Annotated in this window: 19 protein-coding genes and 1 riboswitch; of the genes, 14 read left to right on the forward strand and 5 right to left on the reverse strand. The window is 32.4% G+C overall.

Features of this window, described 5'->3' with window-relative positions:
• Positions 1-7 precede the first annotated feature (7 nt).
• Positions 8-562, reverse strand: coding sequence for a choline uptake/conversion transcriptional regulator CudC (locus tag HMPREF2881_RS03010; RefSeq protein WP_002449312.1), 555 nt, complete (start codon positions 560-562; stop codon positions 8-10).
• A 239-nt stretch (positions 563-801) separates the two neighbouring features.
• On the opposite strand from HMPREF2881_RS03010, the gene betB reads away from it, so the two are divergent.
• From betB to lqo, 9 genes are all read left to right on the forward strand, one after another.
• Complete coding sequence (gene betB / locus HMPREF2881_RS03015; RefSeq protein WP_037555815.1) at positions 802-2292, forward strand: betaine-aldehyde dehydrogenase; 1491 nt, start codon at positions 802-804, stop codon at positions 2290-2292.
• Between the two features lie 136 nt (positions 2293-2428).
• A complete protein-coding gene (betA, locus tag HMPREF2881_RS03020) occupies positions 2429-4135 on the forward strand; it encodes a choline dehydrogenase (RefSeq protein WP_002488224.1) in 1707 nt (568 codons plus the stop codon).
• Positions 4136-4264: 129 nt separating this feature from the next.
• Complete coding sequence (locus HMPREF2881_RS03025; RefSeq protein ID WP_002488192.1) at positions 4265-5446, forward strand: amidohydrolase; 1182 nt, start codon at positions 4265-4267, stop codon at positions 5444-5446.
• A 125-nt stretch (positions 5447-5571) separates the two neighbouring features.
• Entirely contained in the window at positions 5572-5778 is a 207-nt protein-coding gene (locus HMPREF2881_RS03030) for a YozE family protein (protein WP_002488219.1), read from the forward strand.
• Between the two features lie 63 nt (positions 5779-5841).
• Positions 5842-6336, forward strand: coding sequence for an antibiotic biosynthesis monooxygenase family protein (locus HMPREF2881_RS03035; RefSeq protein ID WP_002488201.1), 495 nt, complete (start codon positions 5842-5844; stop codon positions 6334-6336).
• Positions 6337-6467: 131 nt separating this feature from the next.
• The gene (gene mbcS, locus HMPREF2881_RS03040; RefSeq protein WP_002449501.1) at positions 6468-8060 is read left to right on the forward strand and encodes an acyl-CoA synthetase MbcS; all 1593 of its coding nucleotides are present in this window, start codon (positions 6468-6470) and stop codon (positions 8058-8060) included.
• 226 nt (positions 8061-8286) lie between these two features.
• Positions 8287-10911, forward strand: coding sequence for a pyruvate, phosphate dikinase (gene ppdK / locus HMPREF2881_RS03045; protein ID WP_002454797.1), 2625 nt, complete (start codon positions 8287-8289; stop codon positions 10909-10911).
• 6 nt (positions 10912-10917) lie between these two features.
• Complete coding sequence (locus tag HMPREF2881_RS03050; protein ID WP_002449455.1) at positions 10918-11748, forward strand: pyruvate, water dikinase regulatory protein; 831 nt, start codon at positions 10918-10920, stop codon at positions 11746-11748.
• 320 nt (positions 11749-12068) lie between these two features.
• Entirely contained in the window at positions 12069-13571 is a 1503-nt protein-coding gene (lqo, locus tag HMPREF2881_RS03055) for an L-lactate dehydrogenase (quinone) (protein WP_002449218.1), read from the forward strand.
• Positions 13572-13712: 141 nt separating this feature from the next.
• Here lqo and HMPREF2881_RS03060 read toward each other — a convergent pair whose 3' ends face one another.
• On the reverse strand, positions 13713-14603 hold the full coding sequence (locus HMPREF2881_RS03060; RefSeq protein WP_002449395.1) for a fructose bisphosphate aldolase: 891 nt from the start codon (positions 14601-14603) through the stop codon (positions 13713-13715).
• Positions 14604-14779: 176 nt separating this feature from the next.
• On the opposite strand from HMPREF2881_RS03060, the gene HMPREF2881_RS03065 reads away from it, so the two are divergent.
• Both HMPREF2881_RS03065 and HMPREF2881_RS03070 read left to right on the forward strand, forming a co-directional pair.
• Positions 14780-15271, forward strand: a complete 492-nt coding sequence (locus HMPREF2881_RS03065; protein WP_002449448.1) for a P-loop NTPase family protein — start codon at positions 14780-14782, stop codon at positions 15269-15271.
• 215 nt (positions 15272-15486) lie between these two features.
• Positions 15487-16821 carry a putative glycoside hydrolase gene (locus HMPREF2881_RS03070; protein ID WP_002488281.1) on the forward strand — a complete coding sequence of 445 codons (1335 nt, stop codon included), beginning with the start codon at positions 15487-15489 and terminating at the stop codon, positions 16819-16821.
• A gap of 122 nt (positions 16822-16943) precedes the next feature.
• Here HMPREF2881_RS03070 and HMPREF2881_RS03075 read toward each other — a convergent pair whose 3' ends face one another.
• A complete protein-coding gene (locus HMPREF2881_RS03075) occupies positions 16944-17582 on the reverse strand; it encodes an LPXTG cell wall anchor domain-containing protein (RefSeq protein ID WP_002454800.1) in 639 nt (212 codons plus the stop codon).
• 166 nt (positions 17583-17748) lie between these two features.
• Complete coding sequence (locus HMPREF2881_RS03080) at positions 17749-18174, reverse strand: hypothetical protein (RefSeq protein WP_002449431.1); 426 nt, start codon at positions 18172-18174, stop codon at positions 17749-17751.
• Between the two features lie 147 nt (positions 18175-18321).
• Positions 18322-18428: riboswitch (SAM riboswitch) on the forward strand.
• Between the two features lie 108 nt (positions 18429-18536).
• On the opposite strand from HMPREF2881_RS03080, the gene HMPREF2881_RS03085 reads away from it, so the two are divergent.
• On the forward strand, positions 18537-19352 hold the full coding sequence (locus HMPREF2881_RS03085; RefSeq protein WP_002449288.1) for a MetQ/NlpA family ABC transporter substrate-binding protein: 816 nt from the start codon (positions 18537-18539) through the stop codon (positions 19350-19352).
• A 201-nt stretch (positions 19353-19553) separates the two neighbouring features.
• Positions 19554-20891 carry an aspartate aminotransferase family protein gene (locus tag HMPREF2881_RS03090; protein WP_002488208.1) on the forward strand — a complete coding sequence of 446 codons (1338 nt, stop codon included), beginning with the start codon at positions 19554-19556 and terminating at the stop codon, positions 20889-20891.
• A 128-nt stretch (positions 20892-21019) separates the two neighbouring features.
• Here HMPREF2881_RS03090 and HMPREF2881_RS03095 read toward each other — a convergent pair whose 3' ends face one another.
• The gene (locus tag HMPREF2881_RS03095) at positions 21020-22471 is read right to left on the reverse strand and encodes an APC family permease (RefSeq protein WP_002488279.1); all 1452 of its coding nucleotides are present in this window, start codon (positions 22469-22471) and stop codon (positions 21020-21022) included.
• A 739-nt stretch (positions 22472-23210) separates the two neighbouring features.
• Here HMPREF2881_RS03095 and alsS point away from each other — a divergent pair.
• On the forward strand, positions 23211-24875 hold the full coding sequence (gene alsS, locus HMPREF2881_RS03100; protein WP_002488194.1) for an acetolactate synthase AlsS: 1665 nt from the start codon (positions 23211-23213) through the stop codon (positions 24873-24875).
• Positions 24876-24899: the final 24 nt, after the last annotated feature.

Below are 24899 nucleotides of genomic sequence, written 5' to 3' on the forward strand. Positions count from 1 at the left end.
AAGTAAGTTATAAATCTTCTTCTTTTGGTATAGGATAATGTTCGAAAATGTCTCCAGATTCAATCGCAGAGCTTAAATTTTTTAACCATTTATAATATAATTTTGTGTGGTTCAATTGGGATTGTATACTATCTATTTTTTCTTTTTCTTCTTCACTTAAATTATTAGTTTGTATTATGTTGTGAAGAATGTTTTCTGCTTTTTTCGTCGCTTCTAAATTTGTATCGACTTCACGTTCCCATTTTTGTGTGAAAAAGTTTCGAAAAAAATTAAAAAAATCTTTCTCGGCTATAAAATGTTGTTTGCGACTGCCACGGGTAAATTGTTGCTTAACGATATCGTATTCTTGCAATTTTTTTACACCAGCACTCATACTAGGCTTGCTCATTTGTAAATGTTCACGCATTTCATCAAGCGTCATACTACCTTCAAAAACCATCGTACCGTAAAGATTACCAACACTACGGTTTGTACCATATAAATCCATGGTTTCACCAATTGAGTTAATAACTAAATCTTTCGCTTCCTCTATTTTTTGATTAATATTATAAGAATTGCTCATATTGCACCTCACTTATTTTCATCTTCATAAGATGTGAAATATTAACACAAATTTTACATTCTCACTCATTATATGATTTTTTCTTAAGAGTTTCAAAAGTCAATTTTAATTCCCACAATATTTAAAATGATATAAAAAAATATATAAAGATGATTTTTGCAATGAAGTAAGAAATATGATAAGCTACTTTTGTAAAATTCGTTAAATAAAAATTTAACAAACTTAACGGAGGTAGTATGATGGAACTTGTAAAAGCATTGTCTAATCGCCAATATATCAATGGTGAATGGGTAGAGAGCGCTAACAAAAATACTAGAGATATTATTAATCCATATAATCAAGAAGTGATTTTTACTGTTACTGAAGGGACTAAGAAAGATGCAGAACAGGCTATTTTAGCAGCACGTCGTTCATTTGAAAATGGTGAGTGGTCACAAGAAACAAGTGAAGTCAGAGGTAAAAAAGTAAGAGCAATTGCTGATAAAATTACAGAAAATCGTGATGAATTAGCCAAATTAGAAACGCTAGATACTGGTAAGACATTAGAGGAATCTTATGCAGATATGGATGATATTGCAAATGTGTTTAATTATTTTGCAGGTTTAGCGGATAAAGACGGAGGAGAAATTATTGATTCTCCAATACCTAACACTGAAAGTAAACTTGTCAAAGAACCTGTAGGTGTAGTTACACAAATTACGCCTTGGAATTATCCATTATTACAAGCTTCATGGAAAATTGCACCTGCATTAGCAACTGGTTGCTCATTAGTAATGAAACCAAGTGAAATTACGCCATTAACAACAATTCGTGTATTTGAATTAATGGAAGAAGTTGGATTCCCTAAAGGGGTTATCAACCTAATATTAAGTAGTGGTGAAGAAGTAGGAGATACATTATCAGGTCATAAAGAAGTTGATTTAGTATCATTTACGGGTGGAATTGAAACTGGTAAACACATTATGAAGAATGCTGCAAATCATGTAACTAATATTGCATTAGAGCTTGGCGGAAAGAATCCAAATATTATTTTTGATGATGCTGATTTTGAATTAGCTGTAGATCAAGCATTAAATGGCGGATATTTCCATGCAGGTCAAGTTTGTTCAGCAGGTTCAAGAATTTTAGTGCATAACGATATTAAAGATAAATTTGAAAAAGCATTAATTGAACGCGTTGGAAAAATTAAATTAGGTAATGGATTTGATAGTGATACAGAAATGGGTCCAGTGATTTCTCCAGAACATCGAGATAAAATTGAAAAATATATGAAAGTTGCTAAAGATGATGGTGCAACCATTGCTATCGGTGGGAAACGTCCAGACGATGAAGATTTAAAAGATGGTTTATTCTTTGAACCAACTGTAATCACTAATTGCGATACTCATATGAGAATTGTTCAAGAAGAAGTATTTGGTCCTGTTGTTACAGTAGAAGGGTTCGATAATGAAGAAGAAGCGATTGCACTCGCTAATGATTCAATTTATGGTTTAGCAGGTGCAGTATTTTCTAAAGATATAGGAAAAGCACAACGTGTAGCTAATAAATTAAAACTAGGCACAGTTTGGATTAATGACTTCCATCCTTACTTCGCTCAAGCGCCATGGGGTGGTTATAAACAATCTGGTATTGGACGTGAGTTAGGTAAAGAAGGATTAGAAGAATATTTAATATCTAAACATATTCTTACAAATAGAAATCCAGAACCTGTAAATTTCTTTAGTAAATAACTTTTACAATTTAACTATAAAGGACCGTAGGCGTATTATTTTACGGTCCATTTATTTTGAAGTATAAAGATGTATCAAATCAAACTAAATTGTATTTAAATAGAAGAATTATATTTTTACGGGAGGACGGCAATATATGAGTAAAAATCAATCATATGATTACGTAATTATTGGTGGAGGAAGCGCTGGATCAGTATTAGGAAATCGTTTGTCAGAAGATAAAAATAAAGAAGTACTTGTACTAGAGGCAGGACGTAGTGATTATCCATGGGATTTATTTATACAAATGCCTGCAGCATTGATGTTTCCTTCAGGAAATCCATTTTACGATTGGAGATACCAAACTGAAGAAGAACCGCATATGGGACGTAAGGTAGACCATGCTCGAGGTAAAGTATTAGGTGGTTCAAGTTCAATTAATGGCATGATTTATCAACGTGGTAATCCAATGGATTATGAAGGCTGGGCTGAACCAGAAGGAATGGAAACTTGGGACTTTGCACATTGTTTACCTTATTTTAAAAAACTAGAAAAAACATTTGGAGCTGCGCCATATGATAAATATAGAGGACATGATGGTCCGATTAAATTAAAACGTGGGCCAGCCACAAATCCATTATTTAAATCATTCTTCGATGCAGGTGTTGAAGCAGGTTATCATAAAACAAACGACGTCAATGGATATAGACAAGAAGGCTTTGGTCCATTTGATAGCCAAGTACATAATGGTCGTCGTGTTTCAGCTTCACGTGCCTATTTACGTCCTGCAATGAAGCGTAAAAATTTAACAGTTAAAACACGTGCATTTGTTACTAAAATACATTTTGAAGGTAAGAAAGCTACTGGTGTAACGTTTAAACGTAATGGTAAACTTCATACTGTGAATGCCGGTGAAGTGATTCTTTCAGGTGGTGCATTTAATACACCTCAGTTATTGCAATTGTCTGGTATCGGTGATTCTGAATTCTTAAAATCTAAAGGTATAGAACCACGCATGCACTTACCTGGTGTTGGAGAAAACTTCGAAGACCATTTAGAAGTATATATTCAACATAAATGTAAGCAGCCAGTTTCACTACAACCAAGCTTAGATGTAAAACGTATGCCTTGGATTGGATTACAATGGATATTTGCACGTAAAGGTGCAGCAGCTTCAAACCACTTTGAAGGTGGCGCTTTTGTTAGATCTAACAATCAAGTTGCATATCCAAATTTAATGTTCCATTTCTTACCGATTGCTGTAAGATATGATGGTCAAAAAGCACCAGTGGCGCATGGGTATCAAGTACATGTTGGTCCTATGTATTCAAATTCACGTGGTAGTTTAAAAATTAAATCAAAAGATCCATTTGAAAAACCAAGTATTGTATTCAATTATTTATCAACAAAAGAAGATAAACAAGAATGGGTTGAAGCAATTCGAGTAGCACGTAATATTCTATCTCAACCTGCGATGGATCCATATAATGGCGGTGAAATCTCACCAGGACCATCTGTACAAACAGATGAAGAAATTCTTGATTGGGTACGTAAAGATGGCGAAACTGCTTTACATCCTTCTTGTAGTGCTAAAATGGGGCCAGCGTCAGATCCAATGGCAGTTGTAGATCCATTAACTATGAAAGTACATGGTATGGAAAATTTACGTGTTGTTGATGCGTCTGCTATGCCTCGCACTACTAATGGTAATATTCATGCACCAGTTTTAATGCTCGCTGAAAAAGCAGCTGATATCATTCGTGGTAAACAACCATTAGAACCACAATATGTTGATTACTATAAACATGGTGTGAGTGATGAAAACGCTGGAGCAATGGAATTCGATCCATACTATAAACATTAATAAAATAGTTATATGAAATAAGGGTTGGAATCAAAGATGATTCTGACCTTTTTATTTTAAATATCCCCTTCTACAACATTTTTAATACGTAAAGGCATATAATGAATGAAAGAGAAGGAGTGAAATGAAATGATTAAAGATTTAGTGCAACGTTTACAAGATAAGGGAAAACGTATGATCGAGATTCGCAGACATTTACATGAATATCCTGAGCTATCATTTCATGAAACTGAGACACCCAAATATATTGCTAATTTTTATAAAGATAAAGATTGTAAGGTAGAAACAAATATAGGACAACATGGTGTAAAAGTGACGATAGATAGTGGTAAACCTGGGAAAACGATTGCTATTCGAGCAGATTTTGATGCGCTTCCCATTCAAGAAGATACTGGTTTATCATTTGTTTCTAAAAACGAGGGAGTCATGCATGCGTGTGGACATGATGCACATACAGCATATATGCTTATTTTGGCAGAAACATTGATAGAAATGAAATCTCAGTTCAGTGGCAAAGTAATTGTTATTCATCAACCCGCTGAAGAAATGCCACCTGGTGGAGCTAAAGGTATGATTGAAGATGGCGTATTGGATGGCGTGGACCATGTTTTAGGTACCCATGTGATGACTAATATGGCGCCTGGTAAAGTCTATTATCATAAGGGTAACGTTCAAACAGGACGTTCTTACTTTAAATTAATTGTAAAAGGTGAAGGAGGACATGGTTCTTCTCCGCATACTGCAAATGATGCGATTGTAGCGGGAGCTCATTTCGTTACTACCGCTCAAACAGTGGTCTCACGTCGTCTTAATCCATTTGAAACGGGTGTCGTCACAATTGGATCATTTGATGGTAAAGGTCAATTTAATGTGATTAAAGATAAAGTAACCATTGAAGGTGACGTTCGCGCTTTGACAGATGCTACACGTGATCGTATTGAAACGGCTTTAAAACAAATAGTTCACGGTTTGGAAGAAACGTTTGGTGTAAATTGTGAGTTTACATTTAGTAAAGATTATCCTGCATTGTATAATGATCCTGATTTTACTGAATATGTTGCAGAAACAATTAAACAGTCAAAATTAGCTGATGTTAAAGGCGTAGAAATATGTGAACCTCAACCGCCATCTGAAGACTTCGCTTTTTATGCTAAAACATTGCCAAGTACTTTTATATATTCTGGAGCAAAACCTAGAAAGGGTAAAGCATATCCACATCATCATCCTAAATTTACGATTGATGAATCAAGTATGTTAGTTGCAGCAGAAGCAGTAGGTGCTGTGGTATTAAACTATCTAACTATTGAATAAGCAGTCATACTATATATTTATAAGAAATCAATTTACATTTTTAAAGTAGAAGTCGAGTTGATATTCTAGTATTAAAGAATGTGTCATGATAGTATTATTCTATATCTAGATATTGGGGTGAGTTGATGAGTTTCTATGATTTTATGCAAGGATTTATTGATGATAAGACCCCATTAGGTGAACTTGCATCATGGATAAATCAAGACCAAGATTTTCCAAAACATGAATATCTTGCTGAAAATATACTTGATTACTTTTCTAAGATGTCGATGTTAGATCATGAATTCTTAGAAATTGTTAAACGTTCCCTTTCGTTATATGAAAAAAGATAGATGTGAATAGCAAAAATAAAAAATGATAGCTTAAAGCTAGTTAAGAAATGAAGGAACAAAGAAATGACTTTAACTGATAATTATAAAACATATGTCATAGAAGAAAAAGAAGATCAAACGATGTCTATCGAAAAAAATAATGATGTTCAATTATATACAGTACTTGAGTCAATAAATGAGTTAACAAACGATTCAATGTGTGTTTTAAATCACTTGTTTGTTAATGAAGGTAATGAACCTCAATTTGAATCTAAATTTTTAAAGCGCACTAAATATTTACAAGATGTGCCAGGATTCAAAGCTTTACGTTTTTTACGTCCTCAAACTAAGCATCGTCATTATATTATTTTGACGTTATGGAAAGATCGACAATCGTTCTATGATTGGCAAAGTTCAGACGCTTATGGTAAAACGCATAAAAAAAGAGGCACTAAACAAGGTGTCGATAATAAAACAGTTAATCGCGATTTATCTTATAATGTAAGAATAGAACTTGCTAATTTAGAAACGAGTATTGATATAGATAATATGTTTAATATTCAAAGATTAAGTTTCTAAAAAAGTAATATACTGGTATAGAAACTTAATCTTTTTTATATTTAAAACAAATACCGCGTAGAATTGCATGAAATTAAGATGTATGATTTTATGAACAATGAAGACTTAAAAATTGGAAGGAAAGTAAAGTAATGAATCATTTAAATTTATTAGCACCAGAAACATATAATATTGTATCTGAAATAGAAAAACATGCTTCAAATCAAAATAAACAAGCAATTATTTATGAAAATGGTGTAGAAGAACCCATTAGTGTGACATACTCTGAATTAATTAAAAACGCTAATAAAGTAGGACATGTATTATTAAACCATGGACTAAAAAAAGGCGATAAAGTGTTAATCATGATGCCACGTGCTATCATCACGTATGAACTTTATATTGCAGCATTAAAATTAGGTATTGCAATTATCCCGAGTTCTGAAATGTTAAGAACAAAAGATTTACAATATCGTATTACGCATGGAGAAATTAATGCAGTTATTGCGTTAGCTGATTTTATAGAAGAATTTAGAGACATTAAAGAATATCATGAATTAACAAAATTTGTTATTAATGGAAATGAAGAGAATTGGATTAGTATTGAAGAGGAAAAAGTAAAGCAAAGTGATGAATTAGACACAGCAAATACAACAAGAGATGATGTTGCTATTTTATCTTATACTTCTGGAACTACAGGTAATCCAAAAGCTGTTACACATTCTCATGGTTGGGGATATGCTCATATGAAAATGGCACCTGAACATTGGTTAGCTATAAAAGAAGATGACTTGGTGTGGGCAACAGCTGCACCTGGTTGGCAAAAATGGGTATGGAGTCCATTCCTATCTATTATGGGATCAGGAGCGACAGCATTTGTGTATAATGGTAAATTTAATCCTTCTCGTTATTTATCATTATTACAAAAATTTAAAATTAATGTGCTTTGTTGTACACCAACAGAATACCGTATGATGGCAAAATTAGATAACTTAGATAAATACAATTTAGATCATTTACACAGTGCAGTATCTGCAGGAGAACCATTAAATAGAGAAGTCGTTGAACAATTCCGTAAACATTTTAATTTAACAGTGCGTGACGGATATGGACAAACAGAAAGTACGCTATTAATTGGTTTCTTAAAAGATACAGAACAACGTCCTGGTTCTATGGGTAAAGCTATTCCTGGTAGTCGTGTAGCAGTTGTTGATGATGAGGGAAACAAAGTGGATACAAATGTAAAAGGTAATATAGCATTACCACTTGATTTCCCTGGATTATTTAAAGGTTACTTTAAAGATGAGAAACGTACAAAAGATGCACATGCAGGAGATTATTATATTACTGGAGATTTAGCACATATCGATGAAGATGGTTATTTCTGGTTTGAAGGTCGCCGTGACGATATTATTATTAGTTCTGGCTATACTATTGGACCTTTCGAAGTTGAAGATGCACTCACAAATCATGAAGCGGTAAAAGAATGTGCAGTTGTAGCAAGTCCACATCCAATTCGTGGCAATATTGTTAAAGCATTTATTATTTTAAAAGAGGGTTATAAACCAAGTGATGATTTAGTGAAAGAGTTACAAACTTTCTCTAAAAAAGTAGTCGCACCATATAAATATCCACGTGCGATTGAATTTGTAGAAGATTTACCCAAAACAAACTCTGGCAAAATTCGTCGTGTTGAATTACGCGAAGCTGAACGCACAAAACATAACAACGCTCAAAATAAATAATCATATTCATCACACTGATAAATTAGTATGTCACTAATTTATCAGTGTTTTTTTATACTGATTTTTTATCCTGAGAATACTGATGTATCAGATAACATCAATGTTGGAAATATGTCTATATTTAAAAAAATTGAAAATAAAGATAATTTTAATTGTATTTCATGCATTATTATGACATACTTTTAAATAATTAGTATGACATAATAAAAATTTGAGGTGATTTATAATGACTAAATATATTTATGCATTTGATGAAGGACAAAAATCAATGAGAGATTTATTGGGAGGTAAAGGAGCTAATCTATCTGAAATGAAACGCTTAGGTTTACCTGTACCAGATGGTTTCACCATTACCACAACAGCATGTATTGAGTATTTAAAACAAGGGAAGTCATTATCTACTGAGATCAAAACAGAATTAATTGATCACTTGGCTTCATTTTCAGAGAGAACCGGAAAAATCTTCTCTTCTGATACGAATTTATTGCTTGTTTCTGTAAGAAGTGGGGCAAAAATTTCTATGCCAGGAATGATGGATACAATATTAAACTTGGGTTTAAATGATGAAAATGTAGAAAAATTAGCTGAAAAAACTGGGGATAAACGTTTTGCTTATGACTGTTATCGTCGTTTATTACAAATGTTTGGTGAAGTCGTATATAGTGTGCCTATGCAAGCATTTGATACATATTTCGAACAGTATAAAAAACAACATCATTTTGAGAATGACGCTGCCATTAGTGCAGATGGTTTAAAAGAAATTTGTAAGCGCTTTAAAGAGATATATGTAGAAGAAGTACATCAACCTTTCCCGCAAGAGCCTTTGAAACAACTGGAAGAAGCTATAGAAGCTGTATTTAAATCTTGGGATAATGATCGTGCTCGTATTTACCGAGATTTAAATGATATTCCACACGACATTGGTACAGCAGTAAATATCCAAGAAATGGTTTTCGGTAATAGTGGAGATAATAGTGGGACAGGCGTTGCTTTTACACGTAATCCAGTGACTGGCGAAAATAAATTATTTGGTGAATATTTGCTTAATGCGCAAGGAGAAGATGTTGTTGCAGGTATTCGTACACCTAAAGATATCTCAACATTACACGATCAAATGCCAGAGGTTCATCAAGAATTTGTAGATGTGACAAAACAATTAGAAAAACATTATAAAGATATGCAAGATATTGAATTTACAATTGAAAATGGACAATTATATTTACTCCAAACTCGTAATGGTAAACGTACAGCACGTGCGGCTATTCAAATTGCTGTAGATTTAGTGAATGAAGACATTATTACTAAAAAAGAAGCAATGAAAAAAGTTGAAGTAAAATCAATTGATCAACTTTTACATCCTAATTTCGATGAGTCTTCATTAAAAGAAGCAACAGTTGTATCTAAAATGGGATTGCCAGCGAGCCCAGGTGCTGCAACAGGTCAAATTGTATTTACTGCTGAAGAGGCGAAAGCACAATCAGAGCAAGGTAAAAAGGTGATCTTGATGAGACCAGAAACGTCTCCTGAAGATATTGAAGGTATGATTGCAAGTGAAGCGATTGTAACCACACATGGTGGCATGACGTCTCATGCAGCAGTTGTAGCTCGTGGAATGGGTAAATGTTGTGTGACAGGATGTTCTGATTTAGAAATTAATACGAGTGCTAAGACGGTATACTATGGCGATCAAACACTACATGAAGGAGATATGGTTTCAGTTGATGGTTCAGAAGGTGACATTTATTTAGGTGAGATTAAAACAGTCAATGCTGAGCATAGTGAGTCATTCAATCAATTTATGGAGTGGTCAGAAAAAACAGCTCGTTTAAAAGTACGTATGAATGCAGAAACACCTCAAGATATTAAAGTAGGTTACCAATTTGGCGCTAAAGGCATCGGATTAGTACGTACAGAGCATATGTTCTTTGGGGCTGAGCGACTAGTAGAGATGAGACGTTTCATTCTATCATCCTCTCGTGAAGATCGTCTCGAAGCACTTAATCATATTAAACAATATCAAGTAGAAGACTTTAAAGAAATTTTTAAATTATCAGGTGAACATCCTACCATAGTGCGTTTACTTGATCCGCCATTGCATGAGTTCTTACCACATTCTGAGGAAGATATTGCGAATGTTGCGAAGCAATTAAATATACCGAAGGAAACATTAGATAAACGCATTGTGGATTTAAACGAAGTGAATCCAATGCTTGGACATCGTGGTTGTCGTTTAGCAATCACATACCCTGAGTTATATGAAATGCAAGTAGAAGCGATTATTGAAAGTGTATTTAAATTAAAAGAAGAAGGCATTCAGTGTAAACCAGAAATTATGATTCCGTTAGTGTCTACAGTAGAAGAATTTACCACTTTAAAAGAAAACCTTGTTAAGACGATTACCCAATTAGAAAAACAACATCAGAAAAGCGTAGATTACTTAATGGGAACAATGATCGAAACGCCTCGTGCATGTCTTATTTCAGACGAATTAGCAAAACATTGTGATTTCTTCAGCTTTGGTACGAACGATTTAACACAATTGTCATTTGGTTTTTCTAGAGATGATGCAGGGAAGTTTATAAATGTGTATACTGAAAGAAATATATTGAAACTTGACCCGTTCCAAACATTAGATAAAGATGGCGTTGGAAAACTAATTGAAGTGGCAGTTAAACAGGCAAAGAAAGTGAACGAAAATATTAAGATTGGTGTATGTGGTGAATTAGGTGGAGATGCGAAATCTATTCATTATTTCAATCACTTATCAATTGATTATGTATCATGTTCACCATTCCGAATTCCAGGAGCAATTTTAGCGACTGCTCAAAGTCAAGTGGAGGAAAGTGAGTAATCAAAAATGAATGAAGTCGAGTCACAAGCGCATAATTTAAAATTGTTTATTGTTTCAGATTCAATTGGAGAAACTGCTCAACGTATGATTCATGCAACCTTAACCCAGTTTCCAGATTTAAATAATGTAGAAATAAAAAAATTTCCTTATATTAAAGATGAGGAAGAATTTTTAAATATATTAAATTTAGCGAAAGAACACAACGCAATAGTAGCTACGACATTAGTAAGTGAATCATTTAATGCACTTGGTCACGAATTTGCTAGAGAACATGATATCCCATATGTAGATTATATGTCTGATTTAATTAGCATTGTTGAACACGTGACAGGTGAAAAACCATTGATGGAAAGTGGTGCATTAAGAAAGTTAAATGAAGCTTATTTTAAGCGTATTGAAGCCATTGAATATTCAGTTAAATATGATGATGGTAAGCATTTTTCTGATATAGGTGAAGCAGATGCATTGATTGTAGGGGTATCACGTACTTCAAAGACACCATTAAGTATGTATTTAGCGAATAAAGGCTACAAAATAGCAAACATTCCTTTAGTACCTGAAGTTAGTATTCCAGACAGTGTTTTTAAGCAAAAAGGGTTACAAGTATTTGGATTAACTGCAAGTCCACAGTATATTGCAAATATACGAAAAAGTCGTGCTGAAACATTAGGTTTGTCAAAAGCGTCTCAATATAATAATTTAAATCGTATAAAAGAAGAACTCAGTTATGCAGAAGAAGTATTTAAAAAATTAAATGCTACAGTGATTAATACTGAGTATAAATCAATTGAAGAATCAGCTTTTTATATTGAAAAGTTTTTACAAAATAATAAATAATCATCATATAAGGTTGTAAGTAAATCATTAAGTGATTGTAATGACATCATGTTATAATAAAACTTTGATCATTCAACTAAACATTCTTACTGTTTAGCTTATATTGATAAATCTTTCTGCTTAATTTAATGATAATGAATTCATTAATTCAAATAATTAAGTTTTTCTGATTTACAATTTACTATATTTGTTTTAACATAGTAATGAAAGACTTAACACATTACTAAAAACAATATATTGATTACTAGATATTAGGGAAACAAGAGCAACAGGTAATTATATTATATTGTGAAACATAATTTTTGGAGAGGTGTACAAACATGACAGAATCAAAAGATATGATTATTGTCGGTGCTGGTGTAATTAGTACAACAGTTGCATCTATGTTCAATGAACTTGTACCTAACTGGAACATCGATCTTTATGAACGTTTAGATCGTCCAGGTATTGAAAGTTCAAATGAACGTAACAATGCTGGTACTGGTCACGCTGCATTATGTGAATTAAACTATACTGTAAGACAACCAGATGGTACGATTGACATTGAAAAAGCAAAAGAAATTAATGAACAATTTGAAATTTCTAAACAATTTTGGGGTCATTTAGTAGAATCAGGACAAATTAAAGATCCTAGAGATTTCATTCATCCTTTACCACATATCAGTTTCGTACGTGGTAAAAACAACGTTCAATTCCTAAAAGAACGTTACGAAAAAATGAAAGATTTCCCAATGTTCGATGATATCGAATATACTGAAGACATCGAAGTAATGAGAAAATGGATTCCATTAATGATGCAAGGTCGTTTCGATGATGGCTTAATGGCTGCTAGTAAAATCGACGAAGGTACTGACGTTAACTACGGTGAATTAACTCGTAAAATGGCACATAACTTACAAAACGACGATTCAAACGTAAACGTCAACTATAATCATGAAGTACAAGACTTCAAACGTTTATCTAACGGTAAATGGCAAGTTAAAATTAAAGACTTAGCTAACAATAAAGTCTTTACTAAAGAAGCTGACCATGTATTCATCGGTGCTGGTGGTGGATCTATTCCATTATTACAAAAAACTGGTATCGAAGAAGGTAAACATATCGGTGGTTTCCCAATCATTGGTCAATTTATCGCTTGTACAAATCCAGAAGTTATCGAACAACATGATGCGAAAGTTTATGGTAAAGAGCCACCTGGCACACCACCAATGACTGTTCCTCACTTAGATACTCGTTATATCGATGGTGAAAGAACATTATTATTCGGACCATTCGCAAATGTTGGTCCTAAATTCTTAATTCATGGTTCTAACTTAGATTTATTCAAATCAGTTAAACCACACAATATCACTACGTTATTAGCTGCAGCAGTTAAGAATATGTCATTACTTAAATATTCATTTGACCAAATCATCATGACTAAAGAAGGTTGTATGAACCACTTACGTACGTTCTACCCTGAAGCTCGTGATGAAGATTGGCAAGTATATACTGCTGGTACACGTGTACAAGTTATTAAAGATGATGAAAAAGAAGGTAAAGGATTCATCCAATTCGGTACAGAAGTGGTTGACTCTAAAGACCACTCTATCATTGCTTTACTTGGTGAATCACCAGGGGCTTCTACATCAGTTTCAGTAGCGTTAGAAGTTATCGAAAGAAACTTCGAACAATATTTAGATGAATGGAAACCAAAAATCAAAAAAATGATTCCTTCATATGGTGAATCATTAATTCATGATGTTGACTTAATGAGAAAAACTCGTCGTTTAACATCTAAACAATTAGAATTAGGTTTCTATGAAAATACTAATGCTAAATAAGAAAAATTAGAAAACTGTTAACAGGACATCACGTTCTGTTAACAGTTTTTTTATTAAATAAATTTAATGGTTATAACTGCTTAAAAACATGAAAAAAGTGATGAGCACGTTACTCATCACTTTTGAATAAAAATCTGACTATTAATTTTTATTTACTGAAGCATCGTAGATTGAATCTACTGCATCGCCTAAAGCTTTATCAAATTCTTCTTTTGATTGGCCTGCACGTAAATCACTTGCTAATGCACGTGAGAAGCTTGCAATTAATTCATCATTGTCTTTTAATAATTTGTTTGCTTCGTCTCTGCTGTAACCACCAGATAATACAACAACACGAACAACATTTGGATGATCAGCTAATTCTTTGTATAAGTTAGCTTTAGTAGGGATAGTTAATTTTAACATTACTAATTGATCATCATTTAAAGAATCTAAGCCTTTTTTAAGTTCAGCTTTTAATACTTCTTCGATTTCAGCTTTGTCTTTAGCGTTAATGTTTACTTCAGGTTCAATGATAGGTACTAAACCTTTAGCAATGATTTTTTTAGCAATTTCAAATTGTTGTTCAACAACGTCTTTGATACCTTGTTCATTTAATTCTAAGATGTTAGAACGCATTTTAGTACCGAAGATATGACGTTCAACTGCACGGTCTAAAGTTTCATCTAAGTTGTCGATAGGTTTCATTAATTGGACACCATTTTGCTCTTCAGCTAAACCTTTGTCGACTTTTAAGAAAGGAACGACACCTTTATCAGCTAAGTAGTCACCAGTATATTTACCTTCAACTTCACGATCCATAGTTTGTTCAAATAGAATCGCACCTAAAATTTTATCTGAAGTAAATGAAGGTGAAGTGACAACACGTGTACGCATATCATGTACAAGTTGGAACATTTCGTCATCATTGCTGTATTGATCTTCGTTTACACCATATTCTTTTAATGCTTTTGGAGTACTACCACCACTTTGGTCTAATGCAGCGATGAATCCTTTCCCATGACTTACTTTTTCTAATTGTTCTTTATTCATTATGCCTTTCACTCCTTTAATAAACTTTCAATATTATTATCGTAAAAAATAATAATATTCTCAAGTATAAAGTAATTAATTATTGAAATTTCTTAATTAACAATTTACAATTTTATGAAATTACCGTATTTTATACATTTAATGTAAACATTCAAACATATTCAAAGGGGATTGTTATGAAACAACGTATATTAATTATTGGTAGCCCTGGTTCTGGAAAATCAACATTGGCATATCAACTACACTTAAAATATCAACTGCCACTTTACCATATTGATCAAATTCAATGGCTTAATAATAAAAACGTCATTACTTTTGAAGAATTAAAACAAAAACTTGAATCTATTGTAGTAAAAGAGGAATGGATTATTGATGGAAATTATTCTAGTACACTTAGTATGAGATTAAAATATGCAACTAAAGTCATATGGATTAAAGAACCAAAAGTAAAATGTATATTTAGAGTAATCAAGCGTTACATATATTCACTATTTAAAAGAGAACATATCGGAGGAAATCCTAAAACATTAAGTTTTGAATTTATTAAGTATATTTGGGATTTTCCTAAAAATAATGAGCAATTTATCATGCAACAAATGAAAAGATCAATACCAAATGTTCAGTGGATCATCGATGATTCTAAAGCATTATCTTTACGTTTTCTTTAAAAAATATAAACTAATTTCTTTAAAATTTTAATATATGTAATTATTAAATAGAATATTTTATAAAACTTTAGTGTATTGTATATTTTTTGTTGAAATATGCTATTCTAAAATAAGTTAAGTTCTTATTAATTGAAGTTAGTCTTTATTTTTAAATCGTTTATATATGATAACTAAGTTCTTAATTAATACGTATATACTTTCTTGGAGGAACAGTAATGAAGAAAAATAAAATTTTTGCTGTATTAACAACAAGTGCTCTATTACTGGCTGCTTGTAGTAATGGAGATAATGCATCTGATAGTGGACAAAAAGATGGAAATCAGAAAAATGAGCAATCTAGTAATAAAAGTGGTAATAGTCAAAGTGATGCATTGAAAAAGAATAATGATAAAAATACAAATGAAAATAAAGTAGATTATCCTAAAGATGGTGTTAAAGGGATTTATGTAACAAGTAATTCTACACAGGGCAAAAAAATGGATGAGTTAGTTAAATTCATCAAAGATTCTAATTTAAATACCATGGTTATTGATGTGAAAGATGATACAGGTAACATTACTATGAAATTAAATACTGGCAATAAACAAGTGGATAAAAATACGCTTGATATTGTAGATGGTAAAAAATTATTAAAAAAACTGCATGATAATAATATTTACCCAATTGCACGTATTGTAACATTTAAAGATACAAAATTAGCAAATGAACACCCTGAATGGACATTCAAAAATAGTGATGGTTCTGTTTGGACAAATGGTAAAGGGGATAGCTTTGTTAATCCATTTATGAAGGAAGTATGGAAGTATGATATTGATGTTGCAAAAGCAGCTGCAAAAGCAGGCTTCCAAGATATTCAATTTGACTATGTACGCTTCCCTGAAGGATTTGAAAATCAAGCGGATAGCTTAACGTATAATAAAGGGGAATATAAAAATAGTCAGATGAGTTCAGGCGACCAACGTGTAGATACAATTACTAAATTCTTAGAATATGCAAATAAAGAATTAAAACCAATGGGCGTCAATGTGTCAGCTGATGTATTTGGTTATTCTGCATTAGTTGAAAATGCACCTGGTATTGGTCAAAGTTTCCCTAAAATCTCTAAAAATGTAGATGCCATTTCATCAATGATTTATCCATCTCATTGGAGCAATGGAGATTTCGGTTTACAAGCACCAGATACGGAACCATATAAAACAGTTAATCGTTATATTCAAAAAGAAAATAGTTTATTAGATACATTAGGTAAAGATAAGCCTATTTCAAGACCATGGATTCAAGACTTTACCGCTTCATATTTAGGTGCTGGCAATTATATTGATTATGATACAAGAGCGATATCTGAAGAAGTTCAAGCTTTAAAAGATAACGGGGTTAATGAATTCTTATTATGGAATGCAGGTAATGATTATACAGAAGGTGTTAATTATAATCCTAAAAAAGGTAATGCTAAAGAACAAGACCCTGAAGGTGTAGAACAAACTAATGACAAAGAAGATCAACATTCTGATAGTCAAGATAATGAACAAGCGGATAATAAAAATAAATAATATGGAGACAATTTCTCGTATATTCATTTAGTATGGAAATGATTTATCTTGTAGACTATTTAAACGAAAGGAATGCGTCAGAATTCATTTTGAATTCCTTGACGCATTCCTTTTTTTATTTATTAGAAATGTTCAGTAGATAAATAAGAATGACTATGATGTTTTTGTTTTAGTAATAATGAAGTTCCCATAACTAATAGAAGTGAGGCTAAAAGTTGAATTGAGTGTTGTTGTGTATCGTCACCAGTACTTGGGAGTGTTTTAACAGAAGATTGTGAGGTTTGAGTATCTTTAAGTGACTTAGATGATGGCACCTCAGAAGAAGCAACCGTTCCTACATAATAACGGTTGAGTTCACGTGCACAATCAACAGAATTAACTTGTTTATGATTAGAAGAGGTTGTTTTAGCGGCTTTAGCGATACCTGATTCTGCATGAATGCGTGTATCTTGAAGTTGATTAAAGTCACTATATCTACCATTTTTGTACTCAACTTCGCCATTTTTATGAACTTTATACATTCCATTGCCTTCATTTAATCTATTATGACTTATAATTTCAAAGTAGTCTCCTTTGTCAACAGTACGACCCAATCGTTGTAGGTTTGGATTACCTCCACTATTAGATAATGCATCTGTAGCAATTTGTTTAGCATTTTCTTTAGTCACTAAGTTAGTAGTATGTGCTTCTACAGATTGAGTCGTTGTAAGTAGCATTGTACTTGTTAAAAGTGTAGATGCAACGAAAGATACTTTCTTCATAATGAAAACCCCATTTCATTCATGATCAATTACAACTAGAGTGTAGCATTTGAATAGATCAGAAACAGGGATTTTAAAAAAAACATAATAAATCTTTAACTTAACTTAAAGAATAAATAATTTGTAAACATTAAATCAATATTTATCACATGATTTATATAGGACATTAATACTTCTTTTTAGAAAAATATGGAATGGAACAAGCCATTAAAATCATAAAAATAATATGAGCAATCATCCATAAACCGTATTCATTCCAGCTAAAGTGAAAGAATGAACGCTTTGCCATAACGACGAGTGACGGATAAAGAGAGGCAAAAACAATCATTAATAAGACATAACTTATTTTATATAATGGTTTAAAGACGTGATAAATAAGTAAGAAAATAAAATATATTAACCATCCTATAAAAACATGAATGGCTAGTTCTAATAATAACGGCGTTTTGCTTGGATCAATTAAGAAATCGATGTTAATTAACAATAAAGTAAGATGAGTCGATTGAACTATGCCATCCATGATAGTCATTGTAATTAATAAGATAATACTTATAACTAAAGCACTAAGACAATGATAAAAATAACGGATCATAATTTTCCTTCCTTCTTATATACATACTATAAGAATATTCCCTGAAATATTAGATTTAACACTTTTTAAATTTTTAGAATATTGAAAAAACATGTTGACCAAAGTTTAAATCAATGATAAGTTATTAATAATTCAATAATCTATTAACTCTTATCAAGAGTGGTGGAGGGATGTGCCCTACGAAACCCAGCAACCGTCATTGTATGACATGGTGCTAATTCACATAAAGTTAATCATACTTTAGAAGATGAGAGAAAGTGTGTCGATGCTTTCTCTTAATAGTTGAAAGTATTTTTTTATGTCTTTACATATCTAGTAAGAGGAAATGAGAATTGAAAATTTATAAAAAGGTGTCAATACATATGAAAAAATTAATAGGTATGATCAGTATTTTGTTAGTAACGATAACGCTAGCAGCTTGTGGAAATCAGAAAGAAGATAATAAAAAAATTACCGTAGCAGCGTCGCCAGCACCTCATGGTGATGTGTTAAAAAAAGCTAAGGAAGAAATGAAGAAAAAAGGATATGATTTAGAAGTCAAAGAAGTTAATGATTATAAGGTGCCTAATAAATTATTAGATAAAGGCGATGTTGATGCGAACTTCTTCCAACATGTCCCATATTTGAATGCTGAAAAGAAAAGTCATGGTTATAAAATTGAAGAATTAGGTAAAGTGTTTACGACGCCTATGGGTGTATATAGTAAAAAATATAAAAATTTAAAAGACATTCCAGATGGATCGACGATTTACGTTTCTAATAATCCTGCAGAAGAAGGACGTTTTTTATCTTTCTTTGTTAATGAAGGATTAATTAAATTAAAAAAAGGCGTTAAAATTGAAAATGCAAAATTTGAGGATATTGCTGAAAATAAAAAACACTTGAAATTTAACCATCAACAAGGTGCAGAGTTTTTACCAAAAACATATAAGAATGGTGAAGGAGCTGCAGTCATTATAAATTCAAACTATGCGCTTGATAATGGTTTAAAACCGTCTAAAGATGCTATTGTTATGGAAGGTAAATCATCACCATTTGCGAATACGATTGCCGTTCAAGAAGGTCATAAAAATGATGAAAAATTCCAAACATTATTAAAAGTTATGCAATCTAAAGAAATCAAAGCGTATATTAAAAAAGAATATGGCGATGATGTTATTCCATACGAAAACAAATAAATCACAAAAGGTCTCTATTAGAGACCTTTTGTGATTTATATTTATCATTGTTTAAAAGATAGAAAAATATATTTTAATTTTTCTGAAAATATTTACAAATCTGACAATTATTAGTAAGATATTGATTATTATCACAAGAATTGAAGTCAATAAAGAAAGTTAGATATAAGTTATTCATACTTTGGGAGAGGATGAGTCACCTTGAGTAAAGCAGAGGACATGATAAAAGAAGATAGTAAGTATTTTGCTACTTCAGGACGTATAAAATATTATCCATTAGTGATTGATCATGGATATGGAGCAACTTTAGTAGATATAGATGGAAAAGAATACATCGATTTGTTAGCTAGTGCAAGCTCACAAAATGTGGGTCATGCACCAAAACAGGTAACAGAGGCGATTAAAAAGCAAGTAGATAAATTTATTCATTATACCCCCGCATATATGTATCACGAGCCTTTAGTGAAACTGTCTAAAAAGTTATGCGATATTGCGCCAGGTGATTATGAAAAACGTGTCACATTTGGTTTGAGTGGTTCGGATGCGAATGATGGTATTATCAAATTTGCACGTGCTTATACAGGACGACCCTATATTATCAGCTTTACAAATGCTTATCATGGCTCTACATTTGGAGCGTTATCAATGTCGACTATCAGTTTAAATATGCGTAAACATTATGGCCCTTTATTAAATGGTTTTTATCATATTCCATTTCCAGATAAATACAGAGGGATGTTTGAACAATCTAAATCAAACACTGTTGAAGAGTATTTAGCGCCATTGAAAGAGATGTTTGTTAAATATGTTCCAGCTGAGGAAGTAGCTTGTATTGTGTTAGAAACGATTCAAGGAGATGGTGGATTATTAGAACCAGTAGAAGGCTATTTTGAAGCACTTGAAGCGTTATGTCGAGAATACGGTATTTTAATTGCTGTTGATGATATCCAACAAGGATTAGGTCGTACAGGTTCTTGGAGCTCTGTGGACCACTTTAACTTTACGCCAGATCTCATTACATTTGGTAAATCATTAGCAGGTGGATTACCAATGTCAGCGATTGTGGGTCGAAAAGAAATCATTGAAAGTCTTGAAGCACCAGCACATCTATTTACAACAGGAGCAAATCCAGTAAGTTGTGAAGCAGCTCTTGCTACGATTGAAATGATAGAAAATGACGACTTACTAACAGTTAGTTCTAAAAAAGGAAACTACGTGCGTCAACGTATGAATCAATGGGTAGATCAATACGATTACGTAGGAGATGTGCGCGGTATTGGGTTATCTATTGGAATTGATATTGTTAAAGACAAACAGTCAAAAGAAAGAGCTGCTGAAGAAGCATTGAAAATTTGTAATTACTGTTTTGAACATGGTGTAGTGATTATTGCAGTTGCTGGGAACGTCTTACGTTTTCAACCGCCACTCGTGATTACTTATGAACAGTTAGATAAAGCGTTAGATGTTATTGAAGAAGCGCTTCAAGCACTACAAGATGGCGATTTAAATGAATATAGTATAGAAGGACAAGGTTGGTAAAATATATTAAAAGAGCAAGAAAAGACGTTAAGTGAATGTCTTTTCTTGCTCTTTTTCAGTATACTTCCCTTAAAAAACAAATGAATGTTTCTAAAGGGGGTATGAGAAATATAAGTGAGTTCATTATTTTAATCTTTTGGTACGACATAATCATCTTCATCATTCTTTTTAGAATGTTTAATACCATAGAATACATAAATCACAATACCAACTAAGAACCAGATTAATGTATAAAGTTTAGCTTCAAAACTTAATCCCCAGAATACAAGCAAGACTAATAAAAAGGTAATGACAGGTAATACAGGGAAGAACGGTACTTTAAATGCTGGAACTGGTAAATCTTTGCCTTCACGTTTTCTTAAACTATACATTGCAATAGATACAAACATAAATGCGATTAATGTACCTGCTGAAATTAATTGAGCTAAGAAAGCAAATGGGAACATTGAACCAATTAAAACACCGATAATAGTGAGAATAACAAGCGCTCTATTAGGTAAATGTTTATCATTTAATTTGGCTAACCAAGAAGGTAATAATCCGTCACGACCAAATGAATAAAGTAAACGTGAACCAGCTAACATCATACCGATTAATGCTGTAAACATACCGATGACTGAAATAGCTTGAACTACTGCTGCTACTACACCATGTCCACTTTGACGAAGTGCCCAACCAACAGGTTCAGCATTCCCAGCATATTTTGAATAATGGAACATACCAACTAATACTAAAGCTACAGCTACGAATAAAACAATCGCAATGATTAACGAACCTAAAATACCACGTGGCATCGTTTTTTGCGGATTAATAGCTTCAGCTGAGTTGGCAGCAATTGAATCAAATCCTATGTATGCCAAGAAAATCATTGATACACCTGCATAAATACCTTGCCATCCACCAAAATCACCAGTTGCAGTGACTTTATGCTCTGGAATAAATGGAACATAGTTACTTGCTTGAATTGCTGTTAATCCAACAATAACGAATAAAACAATCGCTAGAACTTTTAAAATAACAAGAATATTTTCGATACGAGCAGCTTCACTCATACCACGAGATAATAATAATGCAGTTAAAATAATAACAATTGCTGCAACTAAGTCTATAATTCCTCCATTTGCACCAAAAGGGTTAGATAAAGACTTAGGTAACATAATACCTAAAGGAGACACAAGTCCTCTTAAATTGGCTGAAAAACCAGAAGCTACAAAGGCAACGGCAATAAAGTATTCGGCAAGTAATGCCCAACCAGCTACCCATCCAAAGAATTCACCAAATAAAACGTTAATCCAAGAATATGCAGAACCAGCAAAAGGCATGGCTGCAGCCATTTCAGCATATGAAAATGCAACTAAACCAGCAACAATTGCAGCTAATAAGAAAGATAAAGCTACGGCTGGACCAGCATGCTCTGCTGCTACTACACCAGGTAATGTGAAAATAGATGTTGATACAATAGTACCTACACCTAATGCAAGAAAATCTTTAACACGTAAAGTACGTTTTAAATGTCCATCTTTACTTTGATAGATAGTGGGATCTTCTTTTCTAGTAAAATTTTTGAAAAAACTGGCCATAATTATGAACCTCCACTAATAAGTTTAAAATTTAATTAATTAGCTTGTTAGCTATATAACATTTATTATCATAGCATAAAAGAACGGTATTTTGTCTAAAATTTCTGAAAATTTCAAGTTTTCTTACTTTTGATTAAACAAGAATACATAACTAGAAAATTTAAATGATAGATTTGATTATATCAGATAAATCTAAAATAAAAACAACAAAAAAGAGTATATTTACTCTAAAAATATAAAAAGTAGTAATTATATCAATATTGGCACTATAATTATAGAAGACAAGTCAAGTCATTAGACCTTTTTAATTGTGTCATTTTACAATGGTTAAAGTATATTGACCTATTCCAATATGGAATGGTTACTATCGAAAATATGTATTTTATTAATGTTTCGATGCGTACTATAATAAGAAACGTAATAAAGTTACAACGTATTCAAATGTTCTAATAAGTATGTCTTACTATCATTCCCTTAAACATGACATATATAATAGAAAACTCCCATCTCATATTTGAATATGTCTAATTAACTGAGGTTACACTTCAACTTTAAAAATTGAAGTTATTTAAATATAAAGAAGCCGCAATTAACATGTGACTAAGTCTTTCCCTCTTTTTCCCTAAAAAAATAGACATGTGTGTGGCTTCTTTTTAATTGAGTATAAAAAAATAGAAAAGTAATTTTGAAATAAAAACTTTAAATTACAAATGTAAACTTGAAAGGATATGAATATAAAATGGCTAAAGAAAACTATTCTGCTGCAGATATGGTCATTGATACTTTAAAAAATAATAATGTGGATTATGTATTTGGTATTCCAGGTGCAAAAATCGACTATTTATTCGATGCATTAGAAGATGATGGCCCAGAACTTATCGTTACACGTCACGAACAAAATGCTGCAATGATGGCACAAGGCGTTGGACGTTTAACAGGTAAACCTGGTGTTGCATTAGTAACAAGTGGTCCAGGGGTAAGTAACTTAACAACTGGATTATTAACAGCTACTTCAGAAGGTGACCCTGTATTAGCAATCGGTGGTCAAGTTAAACGAAATGATTTATTACGTCTTACTCACCAAGCTGTAGATAACGCTGCGTTACTAAAATCATCAACTAAATATAGTGCAGAGGTTCAAGATCCTGAATCATTATCTGAAGTTATGACAAATGCAATCCGCACTGCAACTTCTGGTAAAAATGGTGCAAGTTTCATTAGTATTCCACAAGACGTTATTTCATCTCAAGTGCAAAGTAAAGCAATCGACTTACCAGAAAAACCTCATTTAGGCGTACCAACAGATGAAGAAGTGAATGAAGTGCTTCAAGCAATTAAAGATGCTAAATTCCCTGTATTACTTGCAGGTATGAGAAGTTCTAGTGAAAAAGAAACAGAAGCAATTCGTAAATTTGTTGAAAAAACAAGCTTACCTGTTGTAGAAACTTTCCAAGGTGCTGGTGTAATTAGTCGTGAATTAGAAGACCATTTCTTTGGTCGTGTTGGTTTATTCCGTAACCAAGTGGGTGACGAATTACTAAGAAAAGCTGATTTAGTAGTTGCAATCGGTTATGATCCAATTGAATACGAAGCAAGTAACTGGAATAAAGAATTAGATACTGAAATTATCTCAATTGACGAAGTACATGCTGAAATTACAAATTACTTACGTCCTAAAAAAGAATTAGTAGGTAATATTGCAGGTACAATTCAAATGATGTCAGAAAAAGTATCTGAACCAATTATTGATCAAAAACATTTAGATGACTTAGAAGAATTAAGAGCAAATATTATCGAAGCTACTGGTATTAAATATGAACATGAAGATGGTATTTTACATCCAGTAGAAATTATTAATACAATGCAAAAAACGTTAACTGATGATACAACTGTTACAGTAGACGTAGGTAGTCATTATATTTGGATGGCTCGTAAATTTAGAAGTTACAATCCAAGACACTTATTATTCAGTAACGGTATGCAAACTTTAGGTGTTGCGTTACCATGGGCTATAGCAGCTGCATTAGTACGTCCAAACACACAAGTTGTGTCAGTTGCTGGTGATGGTGGTTTCTTATTCTCAGGTCAAGATTTAGAAACTGCTGTACGTAAAAAATTAAATATCATTCAATTAATTTGGAATGATGGTAAATACAACATGGTTGAATTCCAAGAAGAAATGAAATATAAACGTGCAGCTGGCGTAGCATTTGGTCCAGTAGATTATGTTAAATATGCAGAGTCATTTGGTGCGAAAGGTATCCGAGTAACAAGTCCAGAAGAACTTGAAGCTGCAATTAAAGAAGGTTACGAAACAGAAGGACCTGTTTTAATTGATATTCCAGTAAATTATAAAGATAATATTAAATTATCAACAAATATGTTACCAGATTCTTTAAATTAATTTTCTAAAAATAGGAGTGAATAT

The organism is Staphylococcus sp. HMSC057A08 (assembly GCF_001812925.1).
In the GTDB taxonomy this organism is placed as follows: Bacteria; Bacillota; Bacilli; order Staphylococcales; family Staphylococcaceae; genus Staphylococcus; species Staphylococcus hominis.